15 protein-coding genes are annotated in these 14506 nt (G+C 42.1%); 3 read left to right on the forward strand and 12 right to left on the reverse strand.

Going from position 1 to position 14506, the window contains the following annotated elements; translation table 11 throughout:
- Positions 1–163: 163 nt before the first annotated feature.
- Positions 164–580 (forward strand): NlpC/P60 family protein, encoded by a 417-nt coding sequence (locus F9K33_05105; protein ID KAB2880459.1) that lies wholly within the window; start codon positions 164–166, stop codon positions 578–580.
- A 314-nt stretch (positions 581–894) separates the two neighbouring features.
- Here the strand turns inward: F9K33_05105 and F9K33_05110 are convergent, their stop codons facing one another.
- The 6 genes from F9K33_05110 to F9K33_05135 form a co-directional block, all read right to left on the reverse strand.
- Positions 895–1119, reverse strand: coding sequence for a hypothetical protein (locus F9K33_05110; protein KAB2880383.1), 225 nt, complete (start codon positions 1117–1119; stop codon positions 895–897).
- A 91-nt stretch (positions 1120–1210) separates the two neighbouring features.
- A complete protein-coding gene (locus tag F9K33_05115) occupies positions 1211–1414 on the reverse strand; it encodes a hypothetical protein (protein ID KAB2880384.1) in 204 nt (67 codons plus the stop codon).
- Between the two features lies 1 nt (position 1415).
- Positions 1416–1709 (reverse strand): universal stress protein, encoded by a 294-nt coding sequence (locus F9K33_05120; GenBank protein KAB2880385.1) that lies wholly within the window; start codon positions 1707–1709, stop codon positions 1416–1418.
- 109 nt (positions 1710–1818) lie between these two features.
- The gene (locus tag F9K33_05125; GenBank protein ID KAB2880386.1) at positions 1819–2070 is read right to left on the reverse strand and encodes a hypothetical protein; all 252 of its coding nucleotides are present in this window, start codon (positions 2068–2070) and stop codon (positions 1819–1821) included.
- 480 nt (positions 2071–2550) lie between these two features.
- A complete protein-coding gene (locus F9K33_05130) occupies positions 2551–5634 on the reverse strand; it encodes a PAS domain S-box protein (GenBank protein KAB2880387.1) in 3084 nt (1027 codons plus the stop codon).
- Positions 5635–5754: 120 nt separating this feature from the next.
- Entirely contained in the window at positions 5755–6906 is a 1152-nt protein-coding gene (locus F9K33_05135; protein KAB2880388.1) for a tetratricopeptide repeat protein, read from the reverse strand.
- A 365-nt stretch (positions 6907–7271) separates the two neighbouring features.
- On the opposite strand from F9K33_05135, the gene F9K33_05140 reads away from it, so the two are divergent.
- A complete protein-coding gene (locus F9K33_05140) occupies positions 7272–7742 on the forward strand; it encodes a nucleoside deaminase (protein KAB2880389.1) in 471 nt (156 codons plus the stop codon).
- Here the strand turns inward: F9K33_05140 and F9K33_05145 are convergent, their stop codons facing one another.
- Genes F9K33_05145 through recO form a run of 6 tightly spaced genes read right to left on the reverse strand, consistent with a single transcriptional unit; the run spans position 7743 to position 13898 of the window.
- A complete protein-coding gene (locus F9K33_05145) occupies positions 7743–8678 on the reverse strand; it encodes an SDR family oxidoreductase (GenBank protein ID KAB2880390.1) in 936 nt (311 codons plus the stop codon).
- 48 nt (positions 8679–8726) lie between these two features.
- Positions 8727–10391: an RNA polymerase factor sigma-54 gene (gene rpoN, locus F9K33_05150; GenBank protein KAB2880391.1), complete on the reverse strand. Its 1665-nt coding sequence runs from the start codon at positions 10389–10391 to the stop codon at positions 8727–8729.
- 14 nt (positions 10392–10405) lie between these two features.
- Entirely contained in the window at positions 10406–11224 is an 819-nt protein-coding gene (gene lptB, locus F9K33_05155) for an LPS export ABC transporter ATP-binding protein (protein ID KAB2880460.1), read from the reverse strand.
- Positions 11225–11240: 16 nt separating this feature from the next.
- Positions 11241–12452, reverse strand: a complete 1212-nt coding sequence (locus F9K33_05160; protein ID KAB2880392.1) for a hypothetical protein — start codon at positions 12450–12452, stop codon at positions 11241–11243.
- Between the two features lie 27 nt (positions 12453–12479).
- Positions 12480–13133: an LPS export ABC transporter periplasmic protein LptC gene (gene lptC / locus F9K33_05165; protein KAB2880393.1), complete on the reverse strand. Its 654-nt coding sequence runs from the start codon at positions 13131–13133 to the stop codon at positions 12480–12482.
- A 3-nt stretch (positions 13134–13136) separates the two neighbouring features.
- Positions 13137–13898: a DNA repair protein RecO gene (gene recO, locus F9K33_05170; GenBank protein KAB2880394.1), complete on the reverse strand. Its 762-nt coding sequence runs from the start codon at positions 13896–13898 to the stop codon at positions 13137–13139.
- Positions 13899–14061: 163 nt separating this feature from the next.
- Between recO and F9K33_05175 the strand changes: the two genes are divergently transcribed.
- Positions 14062–14502 (forward strand): DUF1573 domain-containing protein, encoded by a 441-nt coding sequence (locus F9K33_05175; GenBank protein KAB2880395.1) that lies wholly within the window; start codon positions 14062–14064, stop codon positions 14500–14502.
- The last annotated feature ends 4 nt before the right edge of the window (positions 14503–14506 follow it).

Here is a 14506-nt window from a genome sequence, read left to right on the forward strand (position 1 = left end):
GCACTTCAACTGCACTCCGCAGCCCGTTTATCGCTCGATCAAGAGGGCGGGTGACGGGGCAACTTCTGGATTAAGTAAACCCGGATGGTTTCGAGCGGACAGTTTGGATATCGGAACAAAAAATACAGGCCAGCAAGCTGCCGTCACCGGATCAGCCGCGGCGATGATTTATACTGGCGGGGCATTAACGAAAGATAAGCAAGATGCAATGATGGCCGAGATAAAATCGTGGATAGGTACTCCATATAGATTTGGTATGGTGGAAAAAGGAAAGGGGACAGATTGTTCCGGGTTCGTCGGATCGGTATTCAAGAAAGTGTTAAATGTAGATCTGCCAAGACAATCCGCAGAAATGTATAGCGCCGGAGAACCCATCACGCAGAAAGACCTGAAATTTGGTGATCTGGTCTTTTTTCAAAATACATATAAAGGGTCAAAAGGGGCATCCCACGTAGGCATCTGGGTCGGTGACGGTAAATTTGCTCATGCGAGCACAACCGTTGGCGTTACGATCTCTGAGTTATCTGAAGATTATTATACAAAACATTATTTAGGCTGCAGAAAGATAATAAAGAACTGAGACTGTGGCAAAATGAACCTTAATCGGATAGTGATAGGAAAGTTTTAATTGTTATTAACATTATAGTTTCGCCCGTCTAACCAATCCCCGGTTAATTGCAGTTTCCCAATATATAATGCTGACTCTGCGCATTGACTCATGAATTCAATCAGGCCAGTCAATATTTATGCGCGCTCTATTTTTTATCGCCAATATTAAAAAGGGCATTGAACGATGATTTATCCCTATATACAGTTAGCGCGATAAGAATTATTCCCAGCGTTATAATAGTTGTAGTAAATCCAATAGTAACGATCAACGGAGCAATATCTAATTCAACCAAAGCCATGGACGAAAAAAAAAAGGATCGCAACAAATTTAACAAGACGGGAAACGATTGAATATTGAGGAAAATTTTCTTTAAGCAGTGCATTATAAACGGTTGAAGAGGTGCGTGATGCAATAATCCAACCTAATCCAAAAATTAGCAGCGCTGTAATTAGCTTTGGGATAAAAACCACGCATTGTTGGATTAGGCCGGACAGCGCTGTAAGTTTCATCGCATCGAGGGAGGAGTTGAGAAAAATTAGAAAAATAACAAAAAAAATCGCATTCCCAATTAAATTGAAAACGGCGTATCTTACGTCGGCTTTAGACAGTTGCTTGTCGCCACTGTAATCTTATAAACAGCTTTTCAAATCTTAATACTACAAGCAATTGAACAACTATCCTCTTTACAAGCCATCCAATTAGCCAACCAATTAATAACAAAATAATTCCAGCTAATAGGCTTGGCAAATAATTGATTATCTGTCTTCCAAAATCGAGAAACAGACTTTCTAAATTGTTATCCATTTTAAACTCCTATCTTCTTTGGTGATTTTAATAATAGTTTCCACAAGGGCTCCCTTTCTTCGTACTCTTTTACCCAAAGAACCGGACATGCCGCTTGTTCAGTTATTTCCTGCGAAACCGAACGACCGAATAAAAGTTCCAGAAACTCTCCCGTCGATCCGCCCATCGGAATGAGATCTACTTTCCTAAATTCATCAACAACGGTCTTGACAATGTCAGCGTCCCTGATGATCACAACATCCGCGACAAGTGAATTTTCCACAATCAGTTCTTTGACTTTTGATTCTCTTTCCACTCTTTCACTTAAGGTTGTTTCGGGATCATATACCAAAAGAATAGTTAGCTTGCACTTAAAGTAGTCTATTAACGCAGGAGCAATTTCGGTTGCCAAAATGGTGTGTATATCAATTGTAAAGGTTGATGTTTTGACGTTCAAGAATACCGTGTAAAACGGCAACCTCCCCTGGAAATTTACGAATAACGCTTTCAATGATCGATGAAAAAAATCTTTCAAAAAAATCCGGATGTTTTCGCCTTCCGACCAAAATAAAGTTACACTCTTGTTCCTCGGCCGTATTCACAATACCCTGAGATATCCTGTATGATACATTCAGGATTGACCGTGCAGCAACGTTCTCGTTTGGCGGCGACCTCATTGGCAGGATCAAAAAGCGGCTTAATTCTCACATGGTCGCTTATCTCGGCAACTAGCGGACTTTTTCTCTGACTTCGTCAACATGCAAAAATAGTATTTCAGCCTTCGATTTCTTTGCAATAGCCACGGCAATGTGCGTTAGACCGATCACCGATTCAACATTTGAAAGAGGTAATAATACTCTATACTGCTTTAATTCCAGCTTTTCTAAAGTTCTGACTTTTCGTATATGTTCTATCTCCCTGTGTGAGGCCCATTTCTCTACTGAGATGAACTTCCGTGTCAAATTTGTTCATAAATAAACCTCTCACTGAACATCAGGAATAATTTAATGATCTTTGGATTTTAATTCAAAGCATTATTTAGGATGAAAAAAGTTTGGAGGGTTAAGAGTTGTCAGGTTTGGACCAAAAAAAGGACATGCTTACGCAAATAGTTGACCATTAGCGGCGTTGCTGGATTGAGAAAACTTATGGATTGATCATAAGGTTGAATTGTCTGTAAATGCCGATTCTATTATTCGAGCAAGTTCCCTGATTTGGTAGGGTTTTGTCAGCACGTTTGTAAATCCGAAATTCTTGTAGTTTGCCATAATGGGATCGTTGGAATAGCCGCTGGAAACAATTGCTTTTACGTTTGGATCGAAGTCTATCAATTGCTTGATTGCTTCCTCTCCACCCATGCCGCCCGGAATAGTCAGATCCATGATAACAACATCGAAAGGCGACCCCGCATTTTTATGCTTGATGTACATTTCGATAGCTTCTTTTCCGTCCTTTGCCGTGCGAACCTGATAACCGAGTTCCGTAAGCATAGTTTCACTCATCTCTGCTATGATGTCTTCATCGTCCATGATTAATATTTTGCCGTGAGCCGGCGCCGGGCGGCTTTCCTGAACCTTTTGTACCGGCATAATATTCTTAGATGCGGGTAACACAATGATAAAAGTGGTGCCTTTACCGGAGATCGACTCAGCAGTGATTGCGCCTTCATGATTCTTAATAATCGAATATGATGTTGCAAGTCCTAATCCGCTCCCGGTCTTTTTGGTCGTAAAATACGGATCAAATATTTTCTGTAGATTCTCCGGTGCTATTCCCATACCCTGGTCACGGACGGCGATCTTTATGTAATTTCCCTTTTTCAGAAGGACACCGTATTTTGTATTGTCCGAGTCGAAAATAATATTCAGCGCCTCTATTGTGACGACACCGCCATTGGGCATGGCCTGTCGGGCATTAATGATCAAATTATTGATGACTTGGCTCATTTGACCGCCATCCATATCGACCTGCCAGAGATTAGGGGAGATCGCGAACTCGCACCGGACATTCGAACCTGCAGAGGAAAAATTAGCCGAATCACGAAGCAGGTCTGAAATGCTTGAGGTTTTTCTTACCGGTGCGCCGCCCTTTGAAAAAGTTAATAATTGCTGCGTAAGGTCACGCGCTCGTTCCGACGCCTTTTCGGCGCGTATCAAAAGTTCAAGTGATTTTTCTTTATTCCCGTGTTCCAGTTTCATTTTGGACATGGAAATGTTGCCAAGAATTGCCGATAAAATATTATTGAAGTCGTGCGCAATCCCGCCGGCCAGTATTCCGATGGATTCGATTTTCCGCGCCTTCAGAAGTTCTTCTTCCATTTTCAAACGATCCGTAGTGTCGCGGAAAACAACCACCACGCCAAGCAGGTTACCGTCTTTATCCTGAATAGGCGCGGCGTTGTCGGTGATAATGTGACGTTCTTTGTTTCTATGCATGATTAATACATGATCAGCGGCATCGGCAATTCGTTTGGTCTTTAGAACTTTGTCAACGGGATGGTCAATAGACTCTTCGCTTTTGATGGATCTGAGAGGGAGGATCTGTCGAATCGGTTTATCAAACGCTTCTTCCTGCGTATATTGCGTGATCAACTCCGCGCTTTTGTTCATTAGCATCACTCGTCCCAAAATATCCGTTGTGATCACTCCTTCGCCGATCGACCGTAAAGTGACTAATAGACGGCCTTTTTCTTCTGCCAAAGCTTCATTTGCCTTCTTTCGGTCTGTAATGTCTCTAAAATTAAGAACGATTGCTCCAATGCTAGGCTCGGTCAAAAGATTATTGGCCACGCCCTCCATCCATCGCCAGGAACCGTCCTTATGAAACATTCGGAACTGTATCGTCAGTATGTGTCTGGGCCGTTTCAGCAGTTCATTAAACAATGATTCAGTTTGCTTTCTATCATCGGGGTGGATGAACTGGAATAAATTGACCGTCAATGTTTCTTCTTGGGAATGGCCGACAATGTGCGAAAAAGATGGGCCTACGTATGAAATTATGCCGTCACCGGAAATGAGTATTAAGGCATCCGAACTGTTCTCAACTAAAGCCCGGAATCGTTTATCGTTTTCTCTGAAAGCCTCTTCTGCCTCTTTTCTCTCCGTGATGTCCCTGTAATTAAATACGATGGCCTGTACACTGGGTTCATGTGTCAGGTTATTTACTACACCCTCCATCCATCGCCAGGACGCGTCTTTGTGTTTGATTCGAAACTGCAGCGATTGTACGCTGCCTTCCTTTTTTCTTAAAACGGTCATTTGTTCCAACACAGTCGAGAGATCGTCGGTGTGAATCAGGTCAAATACATTGGTTCCGACAAATTCATTTGCAGAATAACCCAGCACACGGTTTGTCGAACGGCTGGTGTATAGTACGATGCCGTACGGATTGATGAGTGAAATAGCGTCGGAGATATTTTCGAGCAATGCTCTGAAATGTTTAACGCTTTCTCGCAGCGCTTCTTCGGCTCGTTTACGTTTAGTGATTATTCGCGCTACAAGGATAATTTGTCGAACATGGCCAAGTTCATCTACAGCCGCATTCCATTGCGATTCGATATGTTTATATTCATCGTCTTGAATAATCAGCCGATATTCGATCCGTTTGTCGGAGTCGCCTTTTAGAACGTCATGAAAAGTCTGGAGGGTCAAACCACGATCGCCGGGATGAACATCAGAAAAAAAATCATACCCGGTTTCGATCTTTTTATTGTTCAGTATCCGGTGATAAGATGATGAAGCAAAGGTGATATGCCCCTGCGAATCAAGAATGAGGAGCATATCTGAAATGGTATGGTCGATCAACTCGAAAGTATCAATGCTGCGTTTATCGTTTTCATTGAGAATTTCGTAAGATTCTGGAAATTTAGACTTCAGTAGTGCGCGTTGCATCGCCGGGCCCAGCAGTTCGAGCTCATTCTTGAAAATATAGTCTGATGCGCCGTTTCTGTAACAGGCTATTGCAGTTTCTTCGTTATTGGGAAGGGTCAGAATAATGACCGGGGTTTTTGGGGAATGTTCTTTAACTATTTTTAGCGCTTTCAGGCCGTTCAGCGATGCAACGTTGTAATTAGATATCACGATATCGGGATTAAACCCTTTAAGTTGTTCTTTCAGCTCATCTTCAGCTGCAACTTGTTTCAGCTTGAACAGTATCTGTGATGACAAAAGAGAACTGACGATCAACTTTGCTTCAGAAATGGAATCTTCAACTAAAAGTACGCGAATATCATTATCCATCATATGCCCCAAGAGAAATGCAACTTTAATTGTTACTTACCAGCTACCGACTGATTTCCAATTTAGTAAAATGACACCGATCTTACAAGAACATAGTATCACAGGCGTTAAAATAATGTCATTCTATTTCAGAATGGCCCGGAGCAAGTTTAAAAATTCGCGCCCATCATTCTGAACCAGCCGGAAATTTTTGTAAGCGCTTTTGTATGATGGATTAATTTCGTAGGCTTTTTTGAATTGTGTCATCGCTTTAATAAATAAATTACGACATTGGATCAAATAGACCGTTCCGAGTGAGTTATGCAGATCGGCATATTTTGGATTTTCTTCAACGCCTTTTTCCAAACGTTTTCTATAATCTAACAACACTTTTTCGTCTTTGCCGGCGCCGCCAAACAGAAACTTAAGATAAAATCCGTGGATCGTTTCATCCAGATTTGGCTTCTGAATGGCATCTTTAATTTCTCTAATTGTTTCAATGGCTTGTGGCAACTGATCCGATTGCAAGAGTTTTATAGTTTTTTCAATACGGTAAGTATAAAACCGGTAACCCGAAAATTCAGGAACAGTGGTTACAAGATTCTGCAAACTCTCAATCACTCTGCTAATTCGAATTGCGACAGGGGGGAGATTTCTGTCTTCAGGGCTGTTTTTTACACTTTCCAATAACAAGGTCGCAATATTTAGTTGCGGCTCAAGATAATTAGGGTTGATTTTCAGCGCCGTCTGCAATTCAGCCATGGCTTCTTCATATTTCTTGCATTTGCCTAATGCAATTCCAAGGTTATTTCTTAAATCGGCATAGTTCGGCTCCATGCCTACTGCTTTTTTTAAGATATCAATTGCATCGGATAAGTCGCCTTTTTGAGACAAAGCCATGCCCAGATTGTTGTATGATTCTACTAATTCAGGGTTTTTTTCAACGGCATGCTCAAATTCTACAATCGCTTCGTCCATCAATCCTTTGCGCATGAAAAGAAGCCCCATCTTATTATGCGAAATGGAATGCTTAACGGTCCGTATTTTATCGCGGATGAAGAAAAGTAATTCAATTTCCCACGCAATGTCCTGATGAAAAGAGCTTACCGTTTCTTTGAAATCTTCTTCGGTAATGTTTTTCATTCCATCGTCAAGCTTCTTTCTGTGAACCGTTACCACGCGTCCGGCGTCAAATATTTCCGACTGCATTGTCAGACCCGAGATATTACCTGCAGTCTGGATATGGAATATTTTACCGCCGGCAAATACATTGCTGTTCAGACCAATTTGTTCCATTGAAAAATCTTTCTTACGACTATGTAAGTTCTACAAAATTTAATTCGAATAAATTAATTAACTTCTCACATTACAGCGTAAAGTGACAACAAACATGCCTAATAACAAATTTAGTTGTAAATTATTATTATTATATGGTTTGTCCGAAAGAAACTAAAAACTGGAATGCCAAATAGTGTTAATTTTATCTTAAAAATGCAACTCATTTTTTGATAAATAGTCGCACGCATACGACGCGGTATCATCAGCATGTTTTTTGTATTCTAATTATATAGTCCAGTGGTAATTAATATTGTAAAAGAAAGAGGTGTTTACTATCTTCATTCCGTTAATACAAATCATTTAAAGCTGGACGTTAAATCTCGATGAGTGAACATGATGCATGGATGCAATTTGCGTTTAAAGAAGCCGAAAATGCATACAAAAAAAATGAGATCCCAGTAGGCGCTGTAGTCGTGTTTGAAAATAGAATTATTGGCAGGGGATACAATCAGATTGAAATGCTCCAAGACCCGACGGCTCACGCTGAAATGATAGCTATTACTTCGGCCGTTGCAACGATCGGTTCTAAGTGGCTGAATGGCGCTACGCTGTATGTGACCCTCGAACCCTGCGTTATGTGCGCAGGGTCGATTGTGCTGGCGCGAATGGATAGGGTCGTATTCGGAGCGTACGATGCAAAAACAGGGGCATGTGCGTCGCTTTATAATATTGTTCAGGACGAAAGACTCAATCACCGCGCAGAATTGATCGGCGGGGTCATGGAAGATAAATGTTCGTCTATTCTCAAGGATTTTTTTGCACAATTGCGTAAACGAACGCCAAATATGAATTAATCACTTCCTATTCATCAGCGCCCGGTAAAATTCTATCGTCTTACTTAAACCGTCCCGAATATCAACTTTCGGTTCCCATCCCAGAACTCTTTTTGCTTTACTGATATCCGGACGGCGCACAGCCGGGTCGTCCTGTGGGAGAGGTTTATGAATAATTTTACTTTTACTATTGGTTAGTTCAATGATAATCTCTGCAAATTGCAGAATAGTCATCTCGTTTGGATTGCCTATATTGACCGGCCAATGTTCGTCGGACTTCATCAACCGGTAAATACCGTCGATGAGGTCACTGACGTAGCAAAACGAACGCGTTTGTTTGCCTTCGCCAAAAACGGTAATGGGTTCGTTACGAATAGCTTGATTGATAAAGGACGGTACGACACGTCCGTCATTGGCGCGGTTACGCGGCCCGTAGGTATTAAATATACGTACAATTCGCGTGTCCACTTTATGAAATGTGTGATAGGCCATGGTCATGGCCTCCGCGAAACGTTTTGCTTCGTCGTAAACGCCGCGCGGCCCGACCGGATTAACATTGCCCCAGTATTCTTCATGTTGCGGATTGATCAAGGGGTCGCCGTACGTTTCGGAAGTGGATGCTAATAGGAAGCCGGCGTTTTTATGTTTAGCCAGCCCAAGCGCCTTGTGTGTTCCGAGTGATCCGACTTTAAGGGTTTGTATCGGCAATTCCAAATAATCGATCGGGCTTGCCGGGCTGGCAAAATGAAAAACAAAATCAACCTGCCCGTCCACATAAAGATAATTAGTTACATCATAGAAAATAAAAGTGAAATTCTCATTTCGGATGTGTTCGATATTAGCAATGCTGCCGGTGATCAGATTATCAATACTAATAACCTCATGTCCTTCTGCAAGCAAGCGGTCACACAGATGTGAGCCCAAAAACCCGGCGCCTCCCGTAACGACAATTCTCATGCATATCTCCGGTTTAACTTATCTGGAACTGAAATTCTTTCAATAAAATCATATTTCTTTTCTTAAACGGGCGGCCGGAATCATCATTTGCTCGCGATACTTTGTAATGGTTCGCCGTGCGATCGGCGTGCCGCGTTCGGTGAGTATTTTTGCCAGATCCTCGTCACTCAATGGTTTCTTCTTATCTTCCTCGTCAACGACCTGCTTTAATAGAACTTTAATCTGTTTGGTAGAGATGTCTTCGCCGTCGGAATTGACCATACCGGTCGAAAAGAAATATTTTAATTCAAAAACCCCGTAGTCCGTCTGCGCGTACTTTCCATTCGTTGCTCTACTGATCGTGGATATATCCATGCCGATTCTTAAAGCAACATCTTCAAGCTTCATGGGTTTGATGAATTCTCTCCCTTTTTCGAAAAAGTCTTTCTGAATGTCGACGATCGTTTCCACGGTTCTGTAGATGGTATCACGGCGGCGGTAAATGGAGTTGATAAGCCATTTAGCAGCCTCTAGTTTATTTTTGATAAATTCTTTTGCTTCCTTTTTTTCTTTGTTCTTTTCCAGCATCATTTTTTTATAAGCGTGATTAATACGTAAATTAGGAACGCCGTAATCGTTTAAAATGATTTCAAATTTGTCGTTCACTTTCTTGATGAGAACGTCCGGTGTGATATAGTTTTGTTCCGGCTTAATATAACCATCGCCCGGCTTGGGATTAAGTTGCAGTATGTATCCGATAACGTTTTTAATCGATTCCATAGGTATTTTGAGTTGCCGGCTGACTTTGTCATAACGGCGATTGATGAAGTCGTTATATGCTTCGTTTATGATTTGGATGGATAACGAAATCCCATCGTCATAAAATCCCGTTTTTGATCTCTCTAGCTGAATAAGAATACATTCCCTTAGATCGCGCGCAGCTATGCCCGGGGGATCCAATGATTGCACTACTTTCAAAACTTTTTCAATCTCAGCATTTGTTGTTTGCAATTCCTCTGCAATGGCCTGAATAGGGTCAATTTTGGCATTTGGTTTACCTTTTTTTTGAATTTCAGACTCGTTTTGAACCGGCTGAGACGTGTTGTTTTCCTGAATAAACGATATATGGTCGTCTCTGAAATCGTCCGCCGCTTCGGCAAAACTTTTAATTTCTTCGGCCTTTGATTTTTCAAGCACCGGCTCATCAAACATGAGGTAGCCGTCTTCGTTAATATTCCAAATAATGTATTCGCCGATCTCGCGTTCTTTTTCGTTCAGCGGAGTAAATCGAAGCTGTTCTATAAGAAAATCCGCCAGCGTCTTTTGATCGGGCTGGATCCATTCCGACTCGTCTTCTTCACTGCTAAAATCGCGAGGCGTTCGCACTTCAAAATTATTCTCGTCATTCAAAAATTTATCCCAATCAACCTCTTCCTCTTCTTTACGTTCTTTTTCACGTTCAGCCTTGATTTGTTCTTCTTCCCTCTCTTTTTCGTCTTTCTCCTGTTTCTGCAGCAGTTCCTGTTTTTCTTCTTCTTCGAGTTCCAATTCCTCTTCTTGTTCGACAACTTCTTCAAGTTCCTGAGCTTCTTCCAATAAGGGGTTCATTTCAAGTTCTTGTTTGAGCCTTTGTTCAAGCTGTTGTAGAGGCAATTGTAGCAGACTGGACAGCAATATCTGCTGCGGGGTCATCTTCATCTGCTGGCTCAAAACCTGTTTCATACCCTGGGACATCTGTCAGTTTCTCCTTAATGTCTAAGCTTGAATTTATCGCCAAGATATAATTTACGCGCTTCGGGATCATCTGCTAAATATTCGGCTGAACCGCTTTTCAGCACTTTGCCGTCGAAAAGCAGATAAGCGCGATTGGTAATAGCGAGCGTCTCGTGAACATTATGGTCAGTAATCAGAATCCCAATGCCGCGCTCGCGCAATTCTTTTACAATGGATTGGATATCTTCAACGGCGATAGGATCTATGCCTGCGAACGGTTCGTCCAGAAGTAAGAATCGGGGATTGGTCACTAACGCCCGCGCAATCTCGGTTCTGCGTCGCTCGCCTCCCGATAGCGAATACCCTTTGTTCTTCGCAATGCGCGTGATCGTCATGTCCTCCAGTAATTGTTCAAGTCTCTGCTTACGTTCCTGTCGCGAAATATCCAAAGTCTGCAGAATGGCCATGATGTTTTGTTCAACAGTCAATTTTCGGAATATGGATGCTTCCTGAGACAGATAGCCTATGCCCATGCGCGCCCGGCGGTACATTGCCATTTTGGTAATATTTTTTTCGTCGAGAAATATTCGGCCGACGTTAGGCTTGATCATGCCGGTGATCATATAAAACGTCGTAGTTTTTCCCGCACCGTTGGGGCCGAGCAGCCCTACGATTTCTCCCTGAGTAACCTGAACGTCAACGCCGTTCACTACGCTTCGACCGCCGTATTTCTTAACAAGAGCTTCTGCGCGCAAGGTTTTCTTTGCTTCACGCTGGTGGTCAATGTAATCTGCTGATAATTCAACGGTATGCGCAGACGCGCGACTCGTAGGTGTGTCACGGTTCGCATCCATATTTTGGTTTTCAAAATTAGTTTTTCCCAACTTTATCCTCATATTTTTCAGGAAAATAAGTTCCTTCCGTTCCACCCACAACTTTAAATCGGTCCAGCTTACCGGACTGTGCAAAATATAGGATGATCTTTGGGCCGGAAATTTCGTTAACGCCGCCATTATTTTCAAGATAATAAATGTTATACGCATTGCCTTGAGCTTCCAGCGTTTGCAGCTTATTATCCTCGATGGACATCGTCATTTCTTTGGCTTTCAAACGGTGAGTTTTTTTTCCACGTGAGTCTGCTTCAGACGAGGCTTCGCCATTGCCTTTAACGTAAATAGTATGTATGACCTTATTTTTAAATTGCACCTGCATGGTGTCGCCAGTCATTAAATTATTTTCATAAGTTGCCGCAGGCTTGTCTTCAAGCAACAAAATTTCTTTTTTTGTAAAAAACGTTGCCTTTTGCGATGTGGTATAGAGCTTCTCTCGAATAAAAGATACGCTGTCCTTGATAATAACTTTGTTTTTTTCAATAAACGATTCCACGAAAAGGCCCTTTGCGGATAACTGGTCCTCAGACCGGTATCTGATCGGATTGCCTATGGTATCCAATATAGGATTAGACATCAAACCCCTGCTTAAGCGAGCCGTATTCTGGCCTTTGAACTTTGTGCTGTCGTATTGTATCATATACGGGTGACCCTTCACGTTGGCATATTCCCTTCGTACATCGTAGAAACTTTCATCCCCGTAAATGGTAACGGATTCCAGGCTGTCAAATACTACCACATTTCCATAAGCAAACAGTTGTCCGATGTCCTGAAAATAGATCAAAGAATCCGCGACCAGCGTCGTTGAACGGTCAATAAATACGACGTTGCCCTGGCATACTGATTTTCTCTGCTTCGCATAATACCGTGCCTTTTCGCAGAAGATCGTACGGTGGAGATCATGTAGCGCCACATCACCGATCAGGATGGCCATCTGAAGATCCCTGAAAAATGCGGCCTGATCGCAAGTGGCCGTTAGGGTGTCCTGAGAAAATTTAACATGGCCTTTAGCTTTGAGAATATCCTTGTTGTCAATGCGCTGATTTTCGATCTCATCGGCCGCGTCAAGCCGTAAAGGATTATATTCCTCCTGTGTTTGCCGTGGCGAATTTGTTTGAGCCCGCAGCATTTCATAGCTCAATGTTAAGAGCATTAGCGCTGACAGGAGCCTATTCACAAAAACGATCATCATATCTCATGAGGCATTATACATTGCTCATTATTTGTTTTCCTTCAGCACGTTCTGCATTTCCTTGTCCATTTCATCATCCTGCTTTCGAACGTTTTTCTCGTTCTTTGAACGGATCGAACCCGTTCGCAAATCAATATCCCGTGCGGACTGTCCGTATGCATTCTTCATTTTCCAATTAGACAAGTCCTTGTTTGATTCAAATCCATATCCATTGAGCGTGTCTTCGGCAGAAGTCAGGGTCACAAAACCGTCTGCAAATACTAACTGTTTCTGGTCATCCCAGTAAATCTTTTGAGTTCGCATCATAAGTCCGCTGTCGGACACGATCACAACATTTCCAAAAGCAGAAAGATTATTCGTGGCGCCGCGAACTTCTCCGCTGTCGGAGGTCAAAGTCGCATTATGTTTTCCCTTTTCATAAAACTCTACTCGCAAACTTTGCCCGAATGTCGTCAGTTTCTGAGCGTTCCACCGCATCATATGCCTTGAAAAAAGTTCCGCCTCCACCACGCCTCTGGTTGTAAAAACAGCTTTAGAATTCCATCCTTCCTGATCAGGATTGGCCAGATCCTTACCGACCGATTCGGTGCCGGATTCGGTCAAATCGGAACAGGCAACCCCTGGGAAGAGCGCTGCAACAAAGACAAAAATTACCGTGATTTTATTTATATAAAAAACCATGTTTTACGCTAATTTCAAAAAAGAAAGCGAATTTAGATTCTGTAATTCCTCCATATGATACTGCAAGTGCCTAAGAAGCAAGTGGTAGACTTCATTGCAAGCTTTCTCTGACATCGCAATATTGTATATTCCATTGCCGTGTGAACGGGCTATCTGTCTCATAATACCCAACGATTCTTTTGACAACAATGCGCCTGAAACATTCCGCAGGTGAGATGGGCAAGATTCGCAAACCACTCGGCCATGTTCTACACTGAAATTCAGTTCTTTGTGGTCCATCACATCTCGGCAATTTTTGCATGAATCAAAGTCCATCGTGAATCCTAATCGAGTCGCGACGTGCAACATGAAATACAATAACCCGTTCACAGGTCTTTTTTCAGCGCGGTCAATTCCCTGCAGGGTTTGTACCAAAAGGTCAAATAAGTGCAAATTATCTTCATTGGCGTGGATTAAACGGTTGCACATTTCTATAATAGCCAGCGCTTCATATGTTCTGTCCAGGTCGTTATGAATTTGTAGAAACGGATCAATAACGCTCACATCTGAGACATATTGCAGGTCTCTTTCTGTCCGATCATAGTAAATGACCGAGATGTACGTAAATAATTCCAATGATCCGCCGTATTTACTCTTTACGTCGCGTGCGCCTTTTGCAAGCAAATTGACCTTACCCATATTTTTCGTAAAAGTGGTAAGGATTTTGCTGGTTTCCCCATAGGGAATGGTCTTAAGAATTATAGCTTCCGTTCGCTGGATCGACATTCTGTTGGCTCATTTTTTGCTATTTAGTGCATGTGAACATAAAATTATTTACGTCGAAAATCAACAGTAATTTCAAGCATCTATAGCCGGTTTATGGCCAAAAATACCTTGATTTTAACTTCTGAATGGGGTAATTTTCTTCAATAAATCGTATGGTACCGTCATGAAGAAAAAAATCGTTATTATTAGTTTTGTTGTAGCCCTTTGTGCACTGGGTTTTGTTTTTCAATCAAAGTTACACAGCGGAATTTCCCTATTTCAGGATTTGAAAAAAGCAAAAATAGAATTTGCCGAGGAGGAGTTTGATTTCGGCAAAATCAAAGAAGGCGAATTGGTGGAACACGTATTTACCTTTACCAATATCGGCAACGATACGTTAAAAATAGCGCAGGTAAGAGCCTCATGCGGCTGTACTGCCACTTTGCTGAGCGCCAATCGGATTCCGCCTCAAGGCATGGGAGAAATCAAAACGACGTTTAATTCAAAAGGCAGATTCGGAATACAAAAAAAGACTCTTACTGTTTTTTCAAACGATAGTGATTCACCGGCAATAAAACTCGTTTTTCGTGCGGAAATTGAAGCTTTGGAAAACAAGAACCCTTAAGGCG

Source organism: bacterium (genome assembly GCA_008933615.1).
Taxonomy (GTDB): domain Bacteria; phylum CLD3; class CLD3; order SB21; family SB21; genus SB21.

What these genes read in the sequence shown, in the direction of transcription:
- F9K33_05105 (KAB2880459.1), top strand. Translation starts at nt 164, where the DNA reads ATGATTTATACTGGCGGGGCATTAACGAAAGATAAGCAAGATGCAATG.
- F9K33_05110 (KAB2880383.1), bottom strand. Translation starts at nt 1,119, where the DNA reads ATGAAACTTACAGCGCTGTCCGGCCTAATCCAACAATGCGTGGTTTTT.
- F9K33_05115 (KAB2880384.1), bottom strand. Translation starts at nt 1,414, where the DNA reads ATGGATAACAATTTAGAAAGTCTGTTTCTCGATTTTGGAAGACAGATA.
- F9K33_05125 (KAB2880386.1), bottom strand. Translation starts at nt 2,070, where the DNA reads ATGAGGTCGCCGCCAAACGAGAACGTTGCTGCACGGTCAATCCTGAAT.
- F9K33_05130 (KAB2880387.1), bottom strand. Translation starts at nt 5,634, where the DNA reads ATGATGGATAATGATATTCGCGTACTTTTAGTTGAAGATTCCATTTCT.
- F9K33_05135 (KAB2880388.1), bottom strand. Translation starts at nt 6,906, where the DNA reads ATGGAACAAATTGGTCTGAACAGCAATGTATTTGCCGGCGGTAAAATA.
- F9K33_05140 (KAB2880389.1), top strand. Translation starts at nt 7,272, where the DNA reads ATGAGTGAACATGATGCATGGATGCAATTTGCGTTTAAAGAAGCCGAA.
- F9K33_05145 (KAB2880390.1), bottom strand. Translation starts at nt 8,678, where the DNA reads ATGAGAATTGTCGTTACGGGAGGCGCCGGGTTTTTGGGCTCACATCTG.
- rpoN (KAB2880391.1), bottom strand. Translation starts at nt 10,391, where the DNA reads ATGTCCCAGGGTATGAAACAGGTTTTGAGCCAGCAGATGAAGATGACC.
- lptB (KAB2880460.1), bottom strand. Translation starts at nt 11,224, where the DNA reads ATGGATGCGAACCGTGACACACCTACGAGTCGCGCGTCTGCGCATACC.
- F9K33_05160 (KAB2880392.1), bottom strand. Translation starts at nt 12,452, where the DNA reads ATGATGATCGTTTTTGTGAATAGGCTCCTGTCAGCGCTAATGCTCTTA.
- lptC (KAB2880393.1), bottom strand. Translation starts at nt 13,133, where the DNA reads ATGGTTTTTTATATAAATAAAATCACGGTAATTTTTGTCTTTGTTGCA.
- recO (KAB2880394.1), bottom strand. Translation starts at nt 13,898, where the DNA reads ATGTCGATCCAGCGAACGGAAGCTATAATTCTTAAGACCATTCCCTAT.
- F9K33_05175 (KAB2880395.1), top strand. Translation starts at nt 14,062, where the DNA reads ATGAAGAAAAAAATCGTTATTATTAGTTTTGTTGTAGCCCTTTGTGCA.